The sequence below is a fragment of the Actinomadura macrotermitis genome (genome assembly GCF_009604375.1).
GTDB lineage: Bacteria > Actinomycetota > Actinomycetes > Streptosporangiales > Streptosporangiaceae > Spirillospora > Spirillospora macrotermitis.
Window position 1 is genome coordinate 1 of sequence record NZ_WEGH01000003.1, and the last position, 19,510, is coordinate 19,510.

Genomic DNA, 19,510 nt, shown 5'->3' on the forward strand with positions numbered 1-19,510 from the left:
GCTCACGTGTTACTCACCCGTTCGCCGCTCGAGTACCCCCGAAGGGGCCTTTCCGCTCGACTTGCATGTGTTAAGCACGCCGCCAGCGTTCGTCCTGAGCCAGGATCAAACTCTCCATTAAGGTCCAAACGACAGCCCAGGGGGCGAACCCTAGAACCGCCAAACCTTGAAAGGATCGAAATCCCGGCAAATGCGGCCACCGAAGTGGTGGCCGACTTGCCTCAAAGAAATCCCTGCCAACCATCCCGAAGGACAGCCAGCACGGGGTGATCGAGTCTGTGCTCGATCGTTAAAGGCACTGGCTTTTAACACGCTGTTGAGTTCTCAAGAAACGGACACCCACCGCGCCTGTTCCGCTTGCGCGGCCCCAGGCTCCGGGGCAACCCTTCTAACTTACCAGGAACTTCGTCTCTGTCAAGTGACCCTGTCGAGTCGATCTTGCTGAGGCGATGCCCGCCATCCGTGCGGCAGCGCAGGCAGTTCGACCTGCCCGCGTCGGTTCACTCGGATCGGCTCCGGGCCGGCCACCTTGCGGCGTCCTGCATCCCGTCTGGCCTTGTCTCTCAAGAGTACATCGGGTCGAAGCGAGCTTCGACCGGTTTTCCTCTGAGCGACTCCCCTGGGGCCGTCCACCTCTCGGTGTCCCGCATCCCCTCGGGGCAGGAAGAACATTAGGTACTCCCGCAACAGCCGTCAAATCGACACTCGTACCCGCGTGCGGGATCTCTCAAACCCGCTGGTCATGCACGGTTCGCCGGTGCTGGCGGCGCGCTGAGGCCGGCGTGTCAGCACGGCATCAGCACCGTGTCAGCGCGGCCGCCGAAGCTGGGCGGCATGAACAACGTGATCCAGGCCGAGGGCCTGCGGAAGAGGTTCGGGGACACCCAGGCGCTGGACGGGGTCGATCTCGCCGTCCGGCAGGGCACCGTCCTCGGTGTGCTGGGGCCGAACGGGGCCGGGAAGACGACCGCGGTGCGGGTGCTGGCGACGCTGCTGAAGCCCGACGCCGGCCGGGCCGAGGTGTGCGGGTACGACGTGCGGCGGGACGCGGCGCGGGTGCGCGCCAAGATCGGGCTGACCGGGCAGTACGCGTCGGTGGACGAGGAGCTGACCGGCCGCGAGAACCTGCTGATGATCGCGCGGCTGCTGGACTTCGGGCGGGCCGAGGCCAGGGCGCGGGCGGACGAGCTGCTGGCGCGGTTCCGGCTGACCGACGCCGGCGGCCGGGCCGTGAAGACCTACTCGGGCGGGATGCGGCGCCGGCTGGACCTGGCGGCGAGCCTGCTCAACCGGCCCGCGGTGCTGTACCTGGACGAGCCGACGACCGGGCTGGACCCGCGGGCCCGCAACGAGGTGTGGGACACCGTGCGCGCGGTGGTCGCCGAGGGCGCGACGGTGCTGCTCACCACGCAGTACCTGGAGGAGGCCGACGCCCTCGCCGACGACATCGTGGTCTTCGACCACGGCCGGGTGATCGCCGAGGGCACGCCCGACCGGCTGAAGGCGCGGACGGGCCGGCAGACCCTGGCGGTGCGGGCGGCCGAGCCGTACCGGGTGGCGCAGCTGACCGAGATCGTCGCCGCGCTGACCGGGGAGCGTCCCGAGGCGCACGAGTCGTCGGGGCTGGTCACCGCGCCGGTCGCCGGGTCGCAGGTGATGGCGGCGCTGGTGCGGCGGCTGGACGAGGCCGACCTGGCGGTGACCGAGCTGGCGCTGCGGATGCCGAGCCTGGACGAGGTGTTCCTGTCGCTGACCGGCCACCACGCCGATGTGCCGGTTCCCGAAGAGAGCCTGGCCTGACCCCCTTTCCCCCTGACCGAACCCCTGAGGAGAACCATGACCGCCCTGACCTTCGACCCGCCGCGGCGGATCAGCCCCCGCCGCACGCTGCGGCACTCCCTGACGCTGGCCTGGCGCAACATCGCCCAGCTCCGGCACTCCCCCGAGAAGCTGCTGGACACGACGCTGATGCCGATCGTGTTCCTGCTGCTGTTCCTGTACGTGTTCGGCGGCGCGGTGGCCGGCGACACGCATTCCTACCTGCAGAAGCTGCTGCCGGGCCTGGTCGCGCAGATGGCGATGTTCGCCACGATGGGTCTCGGGACGGCGTTGAACGAGGACATCCACAAGGGCGTCTTCGACCGGTTCCGCAGCCTGCCGATCGCGCGGTCGGCGCCGCTGATCGGGTCGGTGCTGGGCGACACCGTGCGGTTCGTCATCGTGATGTCGGTGCTGACCGGGTTCGGGACGCTGCTGGGGTTCCGGTTCCACACCGATCCGCTGTCGGTGCTCGGCGCGTACGCGCTGGCGTACGTGTTCTACCTGGCGGTGTGCTGGGTCTCGGTGCTGGTGGGCCTGGTGGCGCCGTCGCCCGAGTCGGTGCAGGGGTTCGCGTTCCTGTGGGTGATGCCGCTGACGTTCGGCAGCAGCGTGCTGGTGCCCGACACCTCGACGATGCCGGGCTGGCTGGAGGCCTGGACGAAGGTGAACCCGGTGTCGCATCTGGCCGACGCGGTGCGGGCGCTGACGGTGGGCGGCCCGGTCGGCGACCACGTGTGGTGGACGCTGGCGTGGGCCGGCGGGATCATGCTGGTCACCTTCCCGCTGGCGATGCGGATGTACGCGCGCCGCACCTGACCGTCAGAGCGCGAGGACGTCTTGGCGGGTGGCGGTGCGGCCCCGGTCGTACGCCGCCGCGAAGGCGTCCTCGCCGAGCGCGTCCCGGGCGGCCCGCTCGGTGCGGGCGATGTCGTGGTTCAGCGCGTCGCGGTAGCCGTTGAGGGCGTGCGCGGTGCCGAGCAGCTCGGCGGCGCGGGCGTGGTCGCCGCGGGCGGCGGCGAGCGCGGCGCGGCCCGCGACGAGGCGGGCGAGCGTCGGGTTGCCGGCGAACGGGGAGTCGGTGCAGCCGGCGAGGGCCCGCTCGTGCCAGCGGGCGGCCGCGGCGAGGTCGCCCTCCTGTTCGGCGAGGGTGCCGAAGGCGGCGTAGGTGACCGCGGCGGCGCCGACGATGTCGGCGCGTTCGGCGCGCGGTTCGACGAGGGCGCGGGCGCGTTCCAGCAGCGGGCGGGCGGCGGCGAGGTCGCCGTCGCGGCGTTCGATGTCGGCGAGCAGGACGAGTCCCTGGGCGGCGTCGGCGTACTCGCCGATGCGCTCGGCGGCGGCGATGGCGTGGGCGAGGTCGCGGCGGGCGCGGGCGAGGTCGCCGGTGCAGGCGCGCACCGCGGCCAGCTGGACGAGCATGACCGAGCTGTGCTCGGGGTTGATGCCGTCGGCGGCGTAGCCGTAGGCGCGCTCGCCGAGCCGGAGGGCCTCGGCGAGGTCGCCGTGGGCGCGCGCGACCTGCATCTGGGCGTTGAGCGCCAGCATCATGCCCCAGCGGTCGCCGAGCCGGGTGAACCCGTCGTGGGCGGCCGCGGCGTCGCGGGCGGCGGTGGGGATGTCGCCGTCGTTGACCGCCAGGTAGGCGTTGAACATGCGGGCGACGGAGCGGATCCAGGGGTCGGGGTGGCCGTGCAGGGCGGTCAGGGCGGCGTGGGCGCCGGCGAGGTCGGCGGTGAGCACCTTGGCGGCGGGGCCGGCCAGGATCAGCACCGGGTGGCGGGGCGCGGCCGGCAGCGTCTCCAGGATCCGCTCGATGACCTCGCTGAGCCGCTGCGGGGACGGGCCCGGGTCGCTGTTCATCTCGACGAAGAGGGTGGCGATGAAGCGGCAGATGGCGTACTGCTCGCCCAGGCCGGGCGGGGCGGTGCCGCCGGCGAGCTCGTGGACGGCGACGGCCCAGCCGCCCGCCTCGCGTTCCATGTCGCGCATGAACCAGAACCAGCTGAGGGCGGCGGCGAGGCGGATCCCGGGCGCGACGTCGCGGGCGTCCAGGATCGAGCGGAACGCGGCGATGCAGTTGTCGCGTTCGGCGGTGAGCCGGTCGGCCCACCGGAGCTGGTCGCTGCGGCGCAGCTCGGGTTCGGCGCGTTCGGCCAGGTCCACGAAGAACGCGGCGTGCGCGGCGCGGACGCGGTCGTGCTCGCCTGATTCGGCGAGGCGTTCGGCGGCGTAGGCGCGCACGGTCTCCAGCAGCCGGTAGCGGACGTCGGCGTCGCCGTCGGCGATGACCAGCGACTTGTCGACGAGGGCGGCGATGGTGTCGACGACCTCGTCGGGGCCGGCGCCGTCCAGGCCGCAGACGGCCGCGGCGGCGTCGGGGGCGGCGCCGCCGGCGAACACCGAGAGCCGGCGCAGCGCGGTGCGCTCGGCGTCGTCCAGCAGCTCCCAGGACCAGTCGACGACGGCGCGCAGCGTGCGGTGCCGGGGCAGCGCGGTGCGGCTGCCGCCGCCGAGCAGCCGGAACCGGTCGCCGAGGCGGGCGGCGACCTGGGTGGGGGTGAGCGAGCGCAGCCGGGCGGCGGCGAGCTCGATGGCGAGGGGGATGCCGTCCAGTTCCCGGCAGATCTCGGTGACGTGGGGCGCGGTGGCGTCGTCGACGGTGAAGCCGGGGCGGACGGCGGCGGCGCGGTCGGCGAACAGCCGGACCGAGGCGTAGGCCGCGGCCTCGGCGGGGCCGGCGTCCGGGGGCGGCAGGGGCAGCGAGGGGACGGGGCAGAGCGCCTCGCCGGTGATGCCGAGCGGTTCGCGGCTGGTGGCGAGCACGCGGACGCCGGGCGCGACGGCCAGCAGCCGTTCGGTCAGGCGGGCCGCGTCCTCGATCAGGTGCTCGCAGTTGTCCAGGATCAGGACGAGCCGTTTGGGGGCCAGCACGTCGGTGAGCCGGTCCAGCGCGCGGACCGGGGCGCGCGCGTCGGGCAGGCGGAGCGGTTCGGCGACGCCGAGGGCGGTGAGGATCGCGGCGGGGATGTCGGCGCCGTCGGCGAGCGGGGCGAGCGGGACGAACCAGACGCCGTCGGGGGTCTGGTCGATCAGGCGGGCCATGGCCTCGCCGGCCAGGCGGGTCTTGCCCGCGCCGCCGGGCCCGGTGAGGGTGACCAGGCGGTTCTCGCGGACCAGCTTGCCGAGGTGCTCGGTCTCCTCCTCGCGGCCGACGAAGCTGGTGAAGGCGGCGGGCAGGTTCGTCGGCCGGGGGCGGACCGGGGCGGTGAGCCCGGGGTCGCGGCGCAGGATGGCCAGGTGCACCCGCGCGAGCTCGGCGGAAGGGTCGACGCCGAGCCGGTCGGCGAGGTCGCGGCGGGTGTCGTCGTACAGGCGCAGGGCGTCGGCCTGGCGGCCCGCGGCGTACAGGGCGCGCATGAGCAGCCCGCGCAGCCGTTCGCGGAACGGGTGGGCGGCGGTGAGCGCCTCCAGTTCGGGCACGAGGCCGGGGCCGCCGCCGAGGGCGAGGTCGGCGTCGATGCGGTCCTCGGTGGCGGCGAGGCGCAGTTCGCCGAGGCGGGCGGCGGGTGCGGCGGCCCATGCGGCGTCGGCGACGTCGGCGAGGGGGCGGCCGCGCCACAGGTCCAGGGCGTCGCGGAGGGCGGCGGCCCGGGCGGCGGGGTCGGCGGCGGCGCGGGCGGCGGTGACGGCGTCCTCGAAGCGGGCGGCGTCGATGGCGGCGGGGTCCAGCGTGAGCCGGTATCCGGCCGGGCCGTGCTCGACCAGGCCGGGGCCGGCCGCGGCGCGCAGCCGCGACACCAGGGCCTGCAGGGCGTTGCCGCCGCCGGCGGGCGGGGCGCCTTCCCACAGGTCGTCCAGGAGGCGGTCGGCCGGGACCGCCCGGCCCGGGTCCAGGGCGAGGCGGATCAGCAGGGCGCGCAGGCGGGGGCCGCGGACCGTGACCGGTCGGCCGGTGTCGTCCCGCACGTCGAGCGGGCCCAGGATGGCGATGCGCACGGGAGCCATTGTCCCCGACCCGGCGGGGCCTGCGAGGCTGGCCGCGTGCTGAAGGTGTGCGATGTCGAAGTGATCCCGTTGTGCGATGCGGTGGGGCCGATGGGGCCGGCGCTGCGGCGGCCGGTCGAGGAGACGTTCCCGGGGGCGGCGCCGGAGCTGTGGGAGCGGATGCGGGCCGAGGAGCCCGCGGCGTTCGGGCCGTCCGGCGAGTGGATCCTGCGTTTCCACTGCTTCCTGCTGCGGCCGCCGGGCGGCGGGCTGACGCTGGTCGACACCGGGATCGGGCCGGCGGGGTCGCCCGCCGCGGCCTGGGCGCCGGTGCCGGGCCGGCTGCCCGCCGCGCTCGCCGGGGCCGGGGTCGCGCCGGGCGACGTCGGGACGGTCGTCCTCACCCACCTGCACAGCGATCATGCGAGCGGGGCGGTGGTGGCCGGGGCGCCGCTGTTCCCCAACGCCCGCCACCTGGTGCAGGAGCGGGAGCTGGCGGGGCTGCGGCGCGAGGGCGGGCCGGTGCTGGACGCCGTCGTCCGGCCCCTGCTGGACGCGGGCCTGGTCGACGCCGCGGACGGCGAGGCGCGGCTCGCGCCGGACGTGCGGGCGGTGCCGACACCCGGGCACACCGCGGGCCACCAGTCGGTGGTGCTCGGCGACGACCGGCTGCTGGTCGCCGGGGACGTCGTCCTGCACCCGGTGCAGCTCGCCGACCCCGCCGTCACCTACCTCTACGACGACGACCCGGCGCGGGCCGCCGCGACCCGCGCGGACCTGCTGGCGCGGCTGCGCGCCCGGGGCGGGACGATCGCCGCCCCGCACCTGCCCCGCCCGTTCGTGGACGTGTAGGCGGGACCAGGTGGGTAAGGGGCTCTTTGAGAGAGAGGAGCGACCATGCCCAATCCGCAGCTCAAGGACGAGAAGGACTACCGCAAGCTCCGCCAGAAGGGCGAGAGCAAGGAGAAGGCCGCGCGGATCTCCAACGCGATGGCCAAGGAGGGCAGGTCCAAGGTCGGGCAGAAGGGCGGCAAGAGCGGCTCCTACACCGACTGGTCCAAGCAGGACCTGCTGAAGAAGGCCCGCGAGATCGGCATCGAGGGGCGTTCGAAGATGTCGAAGGAAGAGCTGGTCAAGGCGCTGCGCAAGCACTGACGCCATGCGACCGGTCTTCGTGCTGGACTGCGCCGATCCCGGTCGGCTGGCCGATTTCTGGGCCGCCGCCCTCGGATATCGGCGCGGCCCCAGCGAGCCTCCCTACGTGTCCCTGACCGACCCGGACGGCGAGGGCGCGACGCTGCTGCTGCAGCGCGTCCCCGAGCCGAAGATCGGCAAGAACCGGATGCACCTGGACATGCGCGTCACCGACATGGACGCCGAGCTGCGCCGGGTCACCGCGCTCGGAGCGCGGGTCCTGCGCGGGCCCTTCGTGGACAACGGCTGGCCGACGACCGTGCTGGCCGACCCCGAGGGCAACGAGTTCTGCCTGATCGTCGAACCCGACAGTGAAGGAACCGCATGAACGCCGTCGCCGACACCGTCCGCGAGCAGAAGCGCCAGTACACGCGCGGCGCCGACCGGCCGCTCGGGTCGTACCTGACGACCCTCGCCGTCTACGGGCTGAGCACCGCCGCGCTCACGCTGCTCGCGCGCCGGCGCGGCCGGCGGGCCCGGCCGCCCGGGCCCGGCGACCTGGCCCTGATGACGCTGACCACGCACAAGCTCAGCCGGATGATCACCAAGGAGCCGGTGACCAGCCCGCTGCGCGCGCCGTTCACCCGCTACAACGGCACGTCGGGCCCGGCCGAGCTGGCCGAGGAGGTGCGCGGCAGCGGGCTGCGGCACACCATCGGCGAGCTGGTGACCTGCCCGTTCTGCGTCGCCCAGTGGGTGGCGACGGGCTACGCGGCCGGGATGGTGTTCGCGCCCGACGCGACCCGCATGGTGGGCACCACGATGACCGCGGTGGCCGGATCGGACTGGCTGCAGCTCGCCTACGCGCGCATGCAGCAGGCCGCCGAAAAGTAGCGGCGGATGAGTTTGGCCGTGCCGGGAGGGGTACGGCGGGCCGCATGGATCTGTCTTTCCTCAAGCCGCTGTACCGCCGGCCCGGCCCGTACGCCACGGTGTACGCCGATCTGACCCGTACCGCCGAGGACGCCGCCAAGGCCACCGGCCTGCGCTGGCGCGCGCTGCGCGCCGACCTGGAGGCGCAGCGGGCCCCCGCCGAGACCCTGCACGCGATCGAGGAGGTCGTCGCGGAGGAGCTGGCCGAGCGCCGCTCCGAAGGCCTGGTGCTGTTCGCCGCGGACGGCGAGGTCGTGCACGCCGAGCGGCTGCCCGGCCCGCCCCGCGCCGACCTCGCGCACGTCGGCCCGCTCCCCCACGTGCTGCCGTACCTGGCCGAGCGCGGCGAGCGCTTCCCCTACCTGGTCGCGGTCGTCGACCGGCGCGGCGCCGGGATCGACTGCGTGGCCGCCGACGGCACCCGGCGGCACCTGGAGGTGCACGGCGACGACGACGAACCCATCCGCAAGACCCGCACCGGCGACCTCGGCCAGGCCCGGATCCAGCGGGCCGCCGAGATGACCTGGAAGAGCAACGCCAAGAAGGTCGGCCGGGCGGTGGACCGGGCCGCCCGCGACTGCCACGCCGAGGTCATCGTCATCGCCGGCGACGTCCGGGCCCGCACCGCGGTCCTGGAGGAGATCTCCGAGGGCGTCCGCGAGCACACCGTGGAGTGGGACCGGGGCGCCGACAGCGTCGCCGAGGAACTGGACCGGATCCTGGAGCTGAAGGCCGCCGAGCGGATCTTCGCGGTGGCCGGCCGGTTCGACCGGGAGCTGGCGCACGCCGAACGCGCCGTCGCGGGCCTGCCCGCCACGGTGGAGGCGGCGCGCCGGGGCCAGGTCGAGAGCCTGCTGCTGGACGACGACCCGGCCTCCCCCGCCCGCGTCTGGATCGGCCCGGACCCGGTCCACATCGCCGCGACCCCCGAGGAGCTCCACCGCCTCGGCGTCGCCGACCCGGTGGAGGAACGCGCGGACGCCGCCCTGGTCCGCGCGGTCGCGGCGACCGACGGCGAGCTGATCGTGGTCCCCGCCGACGGCCCGAACGCCGCCATCGGCGTCGGAGCCGTCCTGCGCTACAGCGACCCGTCGACCAGCCACCGCTAGAAAACCGAGAAGGGCCGATGCTTTCGCATCGGCCCTTCTCGTGCGGGTGGAGCTATGGGGATTCGAACCCCAGACCTCCTCCATGCCATGGAGGCGCGCTACCAACTGCGCCATAGCCCCGCGTGGCTTCCCGGAACTCGCGTTCCGTCCGCCGCACATGGAAAAGCTTAGTGCACTCCAACCCCTGCTCGGTACGCATTTACGGGAGGGCGGGCGGTAGCCCCCTGCCAAAGCTGGGGCGCAGCCCCAGCAGGCGAGGGCGAAGCCCAAAGCCTCGCGGCGACCTGAGGCCCGCGCGATGCGTAGGCGAGCGGGGGCGTGGGGGCGGCAGCCCCCACATCGGGGGTTCCAGGGGGTCGCCCCCTGGGTGAAACGACGAAGGAGTGGTGTGCTCGCGTTTTCCGCGAGCACACCACTCCTAACTCCAAGTGGAGCTATGGGGATTCGAACCCCAGACCTCCTCCATGCCATGGAGGCGCGCTACCAACTGCGCCATAGCCCCGCCGCTGCGTGGACGTGCATCCCGCAGCGCTCCGCCAGTGTATAGGAGTCGGGCGGGTGGTTCGAATCAGGCGCCGTTGTCGGTGCGGTCGTCGCCGAGGACGGGTTCGGGGAGGGTGCCGGCGTTGTGCTCGGCGAGCCGCCAGCCGCCGTCGCGCATCTCCGACAGGACCGACCAGTTGCAGTTGGACAGGCCGCCGAGGCGTTCCCAGACCTCTTCGGGGAGGCCGAGGAGGTGGGACATGCCGAGGCGGAGGGCGGCGCCGTGGGAGGCGACGATGAGCAGCCCGGTGGGGGGCAGTTCGTCGAGGGCGCGGTCCAGGGCGGTGCCGACGCGTTTGGCTACCTGGGCGCTGGTCTCGCCGCCGGGCGGCTGCCAGACGGCGTGCTCGGCGGGGTAGCGTTCGCGGATCTCGCGGGAGGTGAGGCCCTCCCATTCGCCGCCGTCGCGTTCGATGAGGTCGCGGTCGTGGCGGACGGGCAGCCCGGTGACGTCGGCCAGGGCCTGGGCGGTGACGGCCGCGCGCCGGAGCGGCGAGGCGAGGATGGCGGTGGGCCGGAGCGCGGCGAGGAGGCGGGCGGCGCGGGCGGCCTGCTGCACGCCGGTCTCGTCGAGGGGGATGTCGGTCTTGCCCTGGAAGCGGCGTTCGACGTTCCAGGAGGTCTGGCCGTGCCGCCACAGGACGAGGCGGCGCCGGCCGGGCTCGCGGTCAGTCACGCGGGCTCCCGACGGGGCGGGTGTGCGCGTTGACGCCTTCGGGCAGCGCGATGGTCGGGCAGTCCTTCCAGAGGCGCTCGAGCATGTAGAAGGTGCGCTCTTCCTCGTGCTGGACGTGCACGATGACGTCGACGTAGTCGAGCAGGATCCAGCGGCCCTCGCGCTCGCCCTCGCGGCGGACGGGTTTGGCGTCCGCCTCCTCGCGCAGGCGCTTCTCGATCTCGTCGACGATGGCGCGGACCTGGCGGTCGTTGGCGGCGGAGCAGAGCACGAACGCGTCGGTGATGACGAGCTGGTCGCTCACGTCGTAGGCAAGAATGTCGTCGGCCAGCTTGTCGCCCGCGGCTTCGGCGGCGAGGCGGACCAGCTGTGCGGCCCTGTCGGATGCGGTCACGATGCGCTCGCGATCCTCCCTGTAGGGGGCGGTCTCCGGTGCCAGCCTCTCATGGGAGGCGGCCGGGGGCCCCTGTGTCGGTGTCGGTCGGTCCCTCGCCTTCCAGGGTATGACCCCGGGACCGGTCGCCGGGCCGGGTCAGTCCCGGTAGAGGCCGCGTTTGCCGATGTACTGGACGATGCCGTCGGGCACCAGGTACCAGATGGGCTCGCCGGCGCGGACGCGGTCGCGGCATTCGGTGGAGGAGATCGACAGGGCGGGGACCTCCATCAGGCTGACGCGGCCGTCCGGCAGGCCGGGGTCGGCGAGGCGGTGGCCGGGGCGGGTGACGCCGATGAAGTGGGCGAGCTCGAACAGCTCGGCGGTGTCCTGCCAGTCGAGCATCTTGGCGAGGGCGTCGGCGCCGGTGATGAAGAACAGGTCGGCGTCGGTGTGCAGCTTGCGCATGTCGCGCAGGGTGTCGACGGTGTAGGTGGCGCCGGGCCGCTCGATGTCGATCCGGCTGACCGAGAAGCGCGGGTTGGACGCGGTGGCGATCACGGCCATGAGGTAGCGGTCCTCGGCGGGGGTGATGCGCTGGGTCTCCTTGTGGGAGGAGATGCCGGTGGGCACGAAGACGACCTCGTCGAGGGAGAAGACGTGCGCGACCTCGCTGGCGGCCACGAGGTGGCCGTGGTGGATGGGGTCGAAAGTGCCGCCCATGATCCCCAGGCGCCGCTTTTGCGTCATGACGACGAGAATAGTGGGCGGGGCCGGTGTCAGCTCAGGCCGGGTAGCGGTGGTGCGCCGTCGTCCCAGGTCACGACGCGGACGGCCTTGCCGGCCTCGACGCGCGGGACGGTGCCGGCGGGCAGCACGCGCACGTCGGCGGTGAGGCCGAGGGCGTCGCGCAGGGCGCCGGTGAGGTCGGCGGCGGGGTCGTCGCCGGGGGCGGCGGCCTCGCAGGCGACCAGGAGGCGGGGCGCGGCGGCGCGGCGGTCGACGACCAGCTGGTAGTGGGGGCCGGTGCGGCCGGTGCCGAGCAGGACGCGTTCGACCTCGGTGGGGTACACGTTGACGCCGCGGATGACCAGCATGTCGTCGGCCCGGCCGTGGATCTTGCTCATCCGGACCAGGGTGCGGCCGCAGGGGCAGGGGTCGCGGGTGAGGGAGGCGATGTCGCCGGTCCGGTAGCGCAGCAGCGGCAGCGCCTGCTTGGTCGGGGTGGTGAAGACGAGCTCGCCGGGGGCGCCGTCGGGGACGGGCTCCCCGGTGGCCGGGTCGACGGCCTCGACGATGAAGTGGTCCTCGTTGACGTGCAGGCCGTTCCGCTGGAGGCATTCGGTGGCGACGCCGGGGCCGATGACCTCCGACAGGCCGTAGATGTCGAGGGCCTTGATCGGCAGGACGCGCTGGACGGCGGCGCGCAGCTCCTCGGTCCAGGGTTCGGCGCCGAGGATCCCGGCCTTCAGCGCGGGCAGCTCGACGCCCGCCTCGGCGGCGGCCTCGCCGAGGCGCAGCGCGTAGGCGGGGGTGCAGGTGAGGATGTCGGCGCGCAGGTCGGCGAGCAGGCGCAGCTGGCGTCCGGTCATGCCGCCGGACATGGGCACGACGGTCGCGCCGAGCGCGACGGCGCCTTGGTGGATGCCGATGCCGCCGGTGAACAGGCCGTAGCCGTAGGCGTTGTGCACGGTGCTGCCGGGACCGGCGCCGGCGCAGGCCAGGGAGCGGGCGCACATGGCGGCCCACAGTTCCAGGTCGGCGCGGGTGTAGGCGACGAGGGTGGGGCGGCCCTTGGTTCCGCTGGAGCCGTGCACGGCGGCGACCTGGTCGCGCGGGACCGCGAGCATCCCGAAGGGGTAGGTGTCCCACAGGTCGCTTTTCATGGTGAACGGCAGGCGGGGCAGGTCGGCCAGTTCCAGGTCCGCGCCGCCGTCGACGCCGGCCTCTTTCAGGCGCCCGCCCTGGACGCCGCCGGCGGCCAGCAGCCGGTCGACCAGCGCGCGCAGGCGGTGGCGTTGCAGGTCGGCGCGCTCGTCGGGCGCCATCGCCTCGGCCACCGGATCGAACATCGCGCCTCCCCTTCCGCAGTAGAACGCGCGGCGGGCCGTGGCGCAACCCCCGCGGGGCGGGGCCGGTTCCGGTCCCGGGGAACCCCGGGCCGGGCTGGATCGTCGGACGTAGCATGCCGGATATGACCACGAGCACACCGGACCGAGCACGCACCCGTTTTCCCGGGATCAGTTCCCGGGCCTACGAACACCCCGCGGACCGCTCGGCGCTGGTGGCGCTGCGCTCGCTGTCGGGTTTCGATATCGTCCTGCGCAAGATGTCGGGCCTGTTCAACGAGCGGGCGTTCCGGCTGCACTTCCTGGCCGGCAGCGTCCGGGTGGGCGACAACCAGTTCCGCCACGTGCACGACATGGTGCGCGACACCTGCTACATCCTGGACCTGGCCGAGGTGCCCGAGGTCTACGTGAAGCAGGACCCGAACCCCAACGCGATGGCGCTCGGCTCCGACCGCCCGTTCCTGGTGATCACCACGGGGCTGCTGGACCTGCTGGACGACGAGGAGCTGCGCGCGGTCGTCGGCCACGAGGTCGGGCACATCCTGTCCGGGCACGCGGTCTACCAGACGATGATGCAGATCCTGCTGCAGCTGGGGACCCGGCTGGCCTGGCTGCCGCTCGGGAACATCGCCATCTCCGGCATCATCATCGGCCTGCGGGAGTGGTTCCGTAAGGCGGAGCTGTCCTCGGACCGGGCGGGGCTGCTGGCGTGCCAGGACGTGGACGCCAGCAAGCGGGTGCTGATGAAGCTGGCGGGCGGGATCGCGCTCGCGGAGATGAGCACCGAGGCGTTCCTGGAGCAGGCCCGCGAGTACGACGCGGCGGGCGACGTCCGCGACGGCCTGCTGAAGTTCCTGAACCTGCTGCCGCAGTCGCACCCCGAGGCGGTGGTCCGCTTCGCCGAGATCGACCGGTGGGCGCGCGGCGGCGAGTACCAGCGGATCCTGGCGGGCGAGTACCCGCGCCGCGACGACGACGGCCGGGCCTCGGTCACCGAGGAGATGCGCAACGCGGCCAACTCCTACAAGGAGTCGTGGGAGCGCACCGCCGACCCGTTCATCGGGAAGGTGCGCGGCGCCGCCGACGCGGCCGCGTCGGCGGCCGGGGGCCTGTTCGACCGGATCGGCAACAACCGCCGCGACGGCTGAGCGCGGACGGAAGGGCCGCCGCGGGTGTCCGCGGCGGCCCTTCGCCGTTTTCTAGAAGGGGGCGGGGACAAGGAGTTCGACGTTGCGGTCCTCGGGCTTGCCGCGCCGGGCGTCGCCGTCGTCCTGCCAGTCGTTGCCGGCGAGCTCGCGCGACAGCGCGGCCAGGTGCACCGGGTCGCCGAGGCGGCCGCCGAACGACGCCGGGCCGGCCGAGTCGATGATCGTGGCGAACACCGAGAGGGTGCCGTCGCCGTTGTCGGCCAGCTCCACGATGCGGCTCTGCTGCGGAAAGTCGATGTGCGCGGCGGTGTTGACCTCCCAGAACCCGCCGCCGCCCGTGCGTGCGTGCGGGATGACCTCGTTGCGGTGGGTGTGGCCGTTCACCCACAGCACGACGTTGGGGTAGCGCAGCAGCAGCGCCTTGACCTCGTCGCCGAGGACGCGCCCGCCGCCGAGCGGGTTCTCCAGGGACGCGATCGGGTGGTGGCTGAACAGCACGAACAGCCGGTCCTTGACGTTGTGGGCGGCCTTCTTGCCCTTGGCGTCGGTGTAGCGGCGGCTGCCCGCCTTCAGCTCGGCCTCCAGCCAGGCGAGCTGGGCGCGGTCCAGGGACCCCTCGGAGTACCCGCTCGGGTTGACGGTGTCGAGCACCAGGCCCCGGACGACGCCCTGGTCGAAGGCGTAGTAGGCGGTGCCCTCGCGCAGGTTCCGCTGGGTGAAGCCGTGGCCGCGCAGGGCGGCGGTGGTGGTGAAGTGCTCGCGGACGACCTCGGCGCGCGACACCATGCGGCGCCGGGCGTCCGGGGTGACCTGCCGGAACAGGCCGCCCTGCTTGCTGAGGCGGACGAGCTCGCGGCCGTCGGCGCCGCGCAGCATCCGGGCGAGGCGGGCGGCCTCGGCGTCGCTGCCCGGCGCGCCGATCTTGATGCCGCCGGTGGCGAGGGCCTGGACCAGGGGGTTGGGCGGCAGGTTGCCCTGCATGAGGCCGTCGTGGTTGCCGAAGACCGCGAGCCACGGGGACTTCAGGCCGGTCGCGTCGAACGGCTTGCGGGCGGCGTCCAGCAGGCCCTTGACCCGCGGGAATCCGTGCTCGGCGATGGCCACGTCGGCCGCCGCGCCGGGCGGCGGGCCCTCGGGGTGCCAGAACCGGTCGTCGTAGTTGCCCCAGTCCATGACGCCCTCGTAGCGGCGCGGGTCGCCGGAGTCGGGGGTGATCCGGCCGCCGTCGAGCAGGTCGATGATCCAGCGCAGCTCGTTGTACTGGACGTTGTCGGCGGCGTCGCCGGTGTTGATGGTGAAGGCCAGGGGCAGGCCGGTGGCCGGGCCGCGCCCGACCTTGTTGATCGCCTGGACCATGGCCTCGGCGACCTGGGTGGTGAGCAGCTCCTGCGGGCGGTAGGCGCCCTCCACCGGCAGGACGGCCAGGCCGTCCTTGAACCGGTCCAGGAACTCCACCCGGGCCGGGGACTGGGCGTCGATCACGTGCACGTCGGTGAGCTGCCCGAACGCGAGCACGCCCCGGCGGCGGGCGGCGCGGCCCGGGGCCGCGGCGCCGCCGAGGTCGCGGCGCAGCAGGTGCGGCTCGCCCGGCGCGGCCGCCACCTTCCGGTAGCCGCCGGCGCCGGGCCGGCCGAGCACGTAGGTGCGGTCCAGGGTGGTCCCCGCGACGGGGCCGCGCGGGGCGGCGGCGGCCTCCGCCGGGCGCGCGGGGAACGCGACGAGGCCGGAGGAGGCGATCCCCGCGCCGAGGGCGGCGCTCTTCAGAACGCGGCGGCGGCTGATCTCTGCTGTCACAGCAGTGAATCAGACCACACTCACCAACGTGACAACAAGGGACACAATGTCACATTTTCAGCCGCGGGTGTGGCCGTCCCCCGTCACCACGTACTTGGTGGAGGTGAGCTCGGGCAGTCCCATCGGGCCGCGGGCGTGCAGCTTCTGGGTGGAGATGCCGATCTCCGCGCCGAAGCCGAACTCCTCGCCGTCGGTGAAGCGGGTGGAGGCGTTCACCATGACCGCCGCCGAGTCGACCAGCGCGACGAACCGCTTGGCGGCCGGCTGCGAGGTCGTCACGATCGCCTCGGTGTGGCCCGAGCCGTAGGCGCGGATATGCGCGACGGCGTCCTCCAGGGAGTCCACGACGCGGGCGGCGATGTCCAGCGAGAGGTACTCGGCGCGGTAGTCGTCCTCGGTGGCCGGGACGACGTCGTCGCCGTAGGAGCGGACGCGCTCGTCGCCGTGCACCGTGACGCCCTTGGCACGCAGCGCCTCCAGCGCGCGCGGGACGAACGCGTCGGCGATGCCGGCGTGCACCAGGACCGTCTCGGCGGCGTTGCAGACCGACGGGCGCTGGGTCTTGGCGTTGACCAGGATGTCCACGGCCATGTCCAGGTCGGCGGCGGCGTCGACGTACACCGCGCAGTTGCCCACGCCGGTCTCGATCACCGGGACGGTCGACTCCTGCACCACCGAGTTGATCAGCGACGCGCCGCCGCGCGGGATCAGCACGTCCACCAGGCCGCGCGCCCGCATCAGGTGCTTGACCGACTCGCGGGAGGTGCCGGGCACCAGCTGGACCGCCTCGGCGGGGACCGCGGTGCCGCGCAGCGCGTCCTGCATGATCGCCACGAGCGCGGTGTTGGACTCGAACGCCGACGACGAGCCGCGCAGCATCGCCACGTTGCCGCTCTTCAGGCAGAGCGCGGCGGCGTCGACGGTCACGTTCGGGCGGCCCTCGTAGATGATCCCGACGACGCCGAGCGGCACCCGGATCTGCCGCAGCTCCAGCCCGTTCGGCAGCACGCTGCCGCGCACGGTCTCGCCGACCGGGTCGGGCAGCGTGGCGACCTGCCGGACGGCCGCCGCGATCGCCTCGATCCGCGCCACCGACAGGCTCAGCCGGTCGATCATGTACTCCGAGGTGCCCGCCTCGCGCGCGCGCTCGACGTCGCCCTCGTTGGCCTTGACGATCCGCGGGGCGGCCTCCACCAGCGCGTCCGCGATCGCGTGCAGGGCCGCGTCCTTGGCGGCCCGCGGCAGCGGCGCGAGCTGCGCGGCGGCCTCCTTGGCGCGCCGCGCCACCCGCAGGAACTCCTCGCGTTCCGCGTCCTGCTCACTCATCACCGGCTCCTGTTCCACTGTTGGTGAGGATCACCAGATGGTCGCGATGGATGATCTCGCGCTCGTACTCGGGGCCCAGCTCGCGGGCCAGCCAGCGGGTGGAGCGGCCCATCAGCTCCGGGATCTCCGCGGCGTCGTAGTTGACCAGGCCGCGCGCCACCACCGCGCCGTCGGACCCGCACAGGTCGACCGGGTCGCCGGCGGCGAAGTCGCCCTGCACGCCGGTGACGCCGGCCGGCAGCAGCGAGGTGCGGCGCTGCACGATCGCCTCGACCGCGCCGTCGTCCAGCACCACCCGGCCCTGCCCGGTGGTGGCGTGCGCCAGCCACAGGTGCCGCGACGACATGCGCCGCGCGTCCTGCGGGTGGAAGTAGGTGCCGACCGCCTCGCCCGCCAGGGCCTGCGCGGCCTGCGCGGCGTTGGTCAGCACCACCGGGACGCCCGCGATCCGGGCCGCCTCCACCTTGGTGATCATGCCGCCGGTGCCGACCCGGCCGGACGCGCCGAGCTCCACCCCGGCCAGGTCGGCCGGGCCGCGCACCTCGTCGATGCGGCGCGCCCCGGGCTGCCGCGGGTCGCCGGTGTACAGGGCGTCCACGTCCGACAGCAGGATCAGCGCGTCGGCGCGGGTGAGGTGCGCGACGAGCGCGGCGAGCCGGTCGTTGTCGCCGAACCGGATCTCGTCGGTGGCGACGGTGTCGTTCTCGTTGACGATCGGCACCACGCCGAGCGCCAGCAGCTCGCCGAGGGTGCGCTGGGCGTTGCGGTGGTGCGAGCGCCGCATCATGTCGTCGGCGGTCAGCAGGATCTGCCCCGCGGTCAGCCCGTACCGGGCGAACGAGGAGGTGTAGCGGGCGAACAGCAGCCCCTGCCCGACGCTCGCCGCCGCCTGCTGCAGGGCCAGCTCGGACGGGCGGCCGGCCAGGCCGAGCGGGCCGAGGCCGGCCGCGATCGCGCCCGAGGACACGAAGACGACCTCGTCGCCCTCGCCGCGGCGCGCGGCCAGCACGTCCACCAGCGCGTCGATGCGGTGGGCGTCGATGGTGCCCTGCGGGGTGGTGAGCGAGGACGACCCCGCCTTCACCACGATCCGCCTGGCCTTGGCGATCTCGGTGCGGATGCTGCTGCTCATCAGGGCTCCGGGGGGATGCGAAGAGGGGCGGGCTACAGGTATCCGTCCAGGCGGCGGTCGGTGCCGCGCGGGCCCGTGCCGCCCTCGGCGTCGGCGGAGATCTCCGGCTGCCAGTCGAAGACGATCGACTCCTCCTGGGTGCCGATCAGCACGGTGGCGCCCGGCTCGGCGCCCGCCTTGGCCAGCGCCTGCTCGACGCCGAGCTTGGCCAGCCGGTCGGCCAGGTACCCCACGGCCTCCTCGTTGGCGAAGTCGGTCTGGCGCAGCCAGCGCACCGGCTTGGCGCCGGTGATCAGGTACTCGTTGTCGCCGGTCCGCTTCACCTCGAACTCGGCGTCGCCGCCGACCGGGGCGGGCCGCAGCACGATCCGGGTCGGCTCGGCGGGCGGCAGCGCGGCGCGGAACTCCTCCACCATCGCCGCCATCGCGAACGACAGCTCGCGCAGGCCCTCGTGCGAGGCGGCCGACACCTCGAACACCCGCAGCCCGCGCTTCTCGAACTCGGGGCGGACCATCTCGGCCAGCTCGCGGGCGTCGGGCACGTCCACCTTGTTCAGCACCACGATGCGGGGCCGGTCCGACAGCGGCCGGTCGCCGAGCACCCGGTCGTAGGCCTTCAGCTCGTTCTCGATCACCTCGAAGTCGCTGACCGGGTCGCGGCCGGGCTCCATCGTGGCGCAGTCCAGCACGTGCGCGAGGGTGGAGGAGCGCTCGATGTGGCGCAGGAACTCCAGGCCGAGGCCGCGGCCCTCGCTGGCGCCCTCGATCAGGCCGGGCACGTCGGCGACGGTGAAGGTGTGCTCGCCCGCGCTCACCACGCCGAGGTTGGGCACCAGGGTGGTGAACGGATAGTCGGCGATCTTGGGCTTGGCCGCGGACAGCGCCGCGATCAGCGAGGACTTGCCCGCGCTCGGGAAGCCGACCAGCGCCACGTCGGCGACGCTCTTCAGCTCCAGCACCACGTCGCGCTCCTCGCCGGGCTCGCCGAGCAGCGCGAACCCGGGCGCCTTGCGCTTGGCGGTGGCCAGGGCGGCGTTGCCGAGCCCGCCGTGGCCGCCCTCGGCGACGACGAACCGGGTGCCCTCGCCGACCAGGTCGGCCAGCACCTCGCCGCGGGCGTCCTTGACGACGGTGCCGTCGGGCACCGGCAGGATCACGTCGCCGCCGTTGGCGCCGGTGCGGTGCCCGCCCTGGCCCGGCCGGCCGTTGGTGGCCTTGCGGTGCGGGCGGCGGTGGTAGTCCAGCAGGCTCGCCGCGTTGGAGTCGACCTCCAGGATCACGTCGCCGCCGCGGCCGCCGTTGGCGCCGTCGGGGCCGCCGAGCGGCTTGAACTTCTCGCGGTGGACCGAGGCGCAGCCGTTGCCGCCATGCCCCGCCTGGACGTGCAGGACCACCCGGTCCACGAACTGCGCGCCGGCGCCGGCTCCAGCTGCCACGGTCTGTCTCCTCGTCTCGCTGCTGCGCTCCG

General features: G+C 73.8%; 17 protein-coding genes, 2 tRNA genes and 1 rRNA gene. 8 read left to right on the top strand and 12 right to left on the bottom strand.

All coding sequences use genetic code 11. The features are described from left to right. Positions 1 to 121: ribosomal RNA gene (locus tag ACRB68_RS21270) — 16S ribosomal RNA — on the bottom strand; the annotation flags it as partial. Between the two features lie 713 nt (positions 122 to 834). On the opposite strand from ACRB68_RS21270, the gene ACRB68_RS21275 reads away from it, so the two are divergent. Continuing rightward, the gene (locus tag ACRB68_RS21275; protein WP_153535295.1) at positions 835 to 1,800 is read left to right on the top strand and encodes an ATP-binding cassette domain-containing protein; all 966 of its coding nucleotides are present in this window, start codon (positions 835 to 837) and stop codon (positions 1,798 to 1,800) included. A 36-nt stretch (positions 1,801 to 1,836) separates the two neighbouring features. Beyond that, complete coding sequence (locus ACRB68_RS21280) at positions 1,837 to 2,637, top strand: ABC transporter permease (protein ID WP_153535297.1); 801 nt, start codon at positions 1,837 to 1,839, stop codon at positions 2,635 to 2,637. Between the two features lie 3 nt (positions 2,638 to 2,640). Here ACRB68_RS21280 and ACRB68_RS21285 read toward each other — a convergent pair whose 3' ends face one another. Beyond that, positions 2,641 to 5,817 carry an AfsR/SARP family transcriptional regulator gene (locus tag ACRB68_RS21285; protein ID WP_407924299.1) on the bottom strand — a complete coding sequence of 1,059 codons (3,177 nt, stop codon included), beginning with the start codon at positions 5,815 to 5,817 and terminating at the stop codon, positions 2,641 to 2,643. A gap of 99 nt (positions 5,818 to 5,916) precedes the next feature. On the opposite strand from ACRB68_RS21285, the gene ACRB68_RS21290 reads away from it, so the two are divergent. Genes ACRB68_RS21290 through ACRB68_RS21310 form a run of 5 tightly spaced genes read left to right on the top strand, consistent with a single transcriptional unit; the run spans position 5,917 to position 8,981 of the window. After that, positions 5,917 to 6,657: an MBL fold metallo-hydrolase gene (locus ACRB68_RS21290; protein WP_153535301.1), complete on the top strand. Its 741-nt coding sequence runs from the start codon at positions 5,917 to 5,919 to the stop codon at positions 6,655 to 6,657. 45 nt (positions 6,658 to 6,702) lie between these two features. Further along, a complete protein-coding gene (locus tag ACRB68_RS21295; protein WP_153535303.1) occupies positions 6,703 to 6,960 on the top strand; it encodes a DUF7218 family protein in 258 nt (85 codons plus the stop codon). Between the two features lie 4 nt (positions 6,961 to 6,964). Continuing rightward, positions 6,965 to 7,327 (top strand): VOC family protein, encoded by a 363-nt coding sequence (locus ACRB68_RS21300; protein WP_153535305.1) that lies wholly within the window; start codon positions 6,965 to 6,967, stop codon positions 7,325 to 7,327. After that, complete coding sequence (locus tag ACRB68_RS21305; protein WP_153535307.1) at positions 7,324 to 7,833, top strand: DUF1360 domain-containing protein; 510 nt, start codon at positions 7,324 to 7,326, stop codon at positions 7,831 to 7,833. The genes ACRB68_RS21300 and ACRB68_RS21305 overlap by 4 nt, the downstream gene beginning before the upstream one ends. Positions 7,834 to 7,877: 44 nt before the next feature. Continuing rightward, positions 7,878 to 8,981 (top strand): baeRF2 domain-containing protein, encoded by a 1,104-nt coding sequence (locus ACRB68_RS21310; protein ID WP_153535309.1) that lies wholly within the window; start codon positions 7,878 to 7,880, stop codon positions 8,979 to 8,981. Positions 8,982 to 9,028: 47 nt separating this feature from the next. Here the strand turns inward: ACRB68_RS21310 and ACRB68_RS21315 are convergent. The 6 genes from ACRB68_RS21315 to ACRB68_RS21340 all read right to left on the bottom strand — a co-directional run bounded on the left by ACRB68_RS21315 (position 9,029) and on the right by ACRB68_RS21340 (position 12,645). Continuing rightward, a tRNA-Ala gene (locus tag ACRB68_RS21315) sits at positions 9,029 to 9,101 on the bottom strand. Between the two features lie 309 nt (positions 9,102 to 9,410). Beyond that, positions 9,411 to 9,483, bottom strand: a tRNA-Ala gene (locus tag ACRB68_RS21320). A 66-nt stretch (positions 9,484 to 9,549) separates the two neighbouring features. After that, positions 9,550 to 10,200, bottom strand: coding sequence for a histidine phosphatase family protein (locus tag ACRB68_RS21325; protein ID WP_328594539.1), 651 nt, complete (start codon positions 10,198 to 10,200; stop codon positions 9,550 to 9,552). Next, positions 10,193 to 10,594 (bottom strand): ribosome silencing factor, encoded by a 402-nt coding sequence (gene rsfS, locus ACRB68_RS21330; RefSeq protein WP_328594540.1) that lies wholly within the window; start codon positions 10,592 to 10,594, stop codon positions 10,193 to 10,195. The genes ACRB68_RS21325 and rsfS overlap by 8 nt, the downstream gene beginning before the upstream one ends. Positions 10,595 to 10,732: 138 nt before the next feature. Beyond that, entirely contained in the window at positions 10,733 to 11,323 is a 591-nt protein-coding gene (gene nadD / locus ACRB68_RS21335; protein ID WP_153535313.1) for a nicotinate-nucleotide adenylyltransferase, read from the bottom strand. Positions 11,324 to 11,352: 29 nt separating this feature from the next. Next, on the bottom strand, positions 11,353 to 12,645 hold the full coding sequence (locus ACRB68_RS21340; RefSeq protein WP_207709786.1) for a phenylacetate--CoA ligase family protein: 1,293 nt from the start codon (positions 12,643 to 12,645) through the stop codon (positions 11,353 to 11,355). Positions 12,646 to 12,767: 122 nt separating this feature from the next. Between ACRB68_RS21340 and ACRB68_RS21345 the strand changes: the two genes are divergently transcribed. Beyond that, complete coding sequence (locus ACRB68_RS21345; protein ID WP_153535315.1) at positions 12,768 to 13,790, top strand: M48 family metallopeptidase; 1,023 nt, start codon at positions 12,768 to 12,770, stop codon at positions 13,788 to 13,790. Between the two features lie 51 nt (positions 13,791 to 13,841). Here ACRB68_RS21345 and ACRB68_RS21350 read toward each other — a convergent pair whose 3' ends face one another. From ACRB68_RS21350 to obgE, 4 genes are read right to left on the bottom strand one after another with little or no spacing between them, the layout of a single operon-like run. Then, positions 13,842 to 15,584, bottom strand: coding sequence for a TIGR03767 family metallophosphoesterase (locus ACRB68_RS21350; RefSeq protein ID WP_328594541.1), 1,743 nt, complete (start codon positions 15,582 to 15,584; stop codon positions 13,842 to 13,844). A gap of 57 nt (positions 15,585 to 15,641) precedes the next feature. Beyond that, positions 15,642 to 16,910, bottom strand: coding sequence for a glutamate-5-semialdehyde dehydrogenase (locus ACRB68_RS21355; RefSeq protein WP_153535317.1), 1,269 nt, complete (start codon positions 16,908 to 16,910; stop codon positions 15,642 to 15,644). After that, the gene (gene proB, locus ACRB68_RS21360) at positions 16,903 to 18,042 is read right to left on the bottom strand and encodes a glutamate 5-kinase (RefSeq protein ID WP_153535318.1); all 1,140 of its coding nucleotides are present in this window, start codon (positions 18,040 to 18,042) and stop codon (positions 16,903 to 16,905) included. The genes ACRB68_RS21355 and proB overlap by 8 nt, the downstream gene beginning before the upstream one ends. A 32-nt stretch (positions 18,043 to 18,074) precedes the next feature. After that, on the bottom strand, positions 18,075 to 19,478 hold the full coding sequence (gene obgE / locus ACRB68_RS21365; protein WP_328594542.1) for a GTPase ObgE: 1,404 nt from the start codon (positions 19,476 to 19,478) through the stop codon (positions 18,075 to 18,077). Positions 19,479 to 19,510 lie beyond the last annotated feature (32 nt).

Coding starts and splice junctions, on each gene's coding strand:
- ACRB68_RS21290 (WP_153535301.1), top strand. CDS start 5,917: ATGGGGCCGGCGCTGCGGCGGCCGGTCGAGGAGACGTTCCCGGGGGCG.
- ACRB68_RS21295 (WP_153535303.1), top strand. CDS start 6,703: ATGCCCAATCCGCAGCTCAAGGACGAGAAGGACTACCGCAAGCTCCGC.
- ACRB68_RS21275 (WP_153535295.1), top strand. CDS start 835: ATGAACAACGTGATCCAGGCCGAGGGCCTGCGGAAGAGGTTCGGGGAC.
- ACRB68_RS21345 (WP_153535315.1), top strand. CDS start 12,768: ATGACCACGAGCACACCGGACCGAGCACGCACCCGTTTTCCCGGGATC.
- ACRB68_RS21355 (WP_153535317.1), bottom strand. CDS start 16,910: ATGAGTGAGCAGGACGCGGAACGCGAGGAGTTCCTGCGGGTGGCGCGG.
- proB (WP_153535318.1), bottom strand. CDS start 18,042: ATGAGCAGCAGCATCCGCACCGAGATCGCCAAGGCCAGGCGGATCGTG.
- ACRB68_RS21300 (WP_153535305.1), top strand. CDS start 6,965: ATGCGACCGGTCTTCGTGCTGGACTGCGCCGATCCCGGTCGGCTGGCC.
- ACRB68_RS21305 (WP_153535307.1), top strand. CDS start 7,324: ATGAACGCCGTCGCCGACACCGTCCGCGAGCAGAAGCGCCAGTACACG.
- ACRB68_RS21310 (WP_153535309.1), top strand. CDS start 7,878: ATGGATCTGTCTTTCCTCAAGCCGCTGTACCGCCGGCCCGGCCCGTAC.
- ACRB68_RS21280 (WP_153535297.1), top strand. CDS start 1,837: ATGACCGCCCTGACCTTCGACCCGCCGCGGCGGATCAGCCCCCGCCGC.
- ACRB68_RS21340 (WP_207709786.1), bottom strand. CDS start 12,645: ATGTTCGATCCGGTGGCCGAGGCGATGGCGCCCGACGAGCGCGCCGAC.
- nadD (WP_153535313.1), bottom strand. CDS start 11,323: ATGACGCAAAAGCGGCGCCTGGGGATCATGGGCGGCACTTTCGACCCC.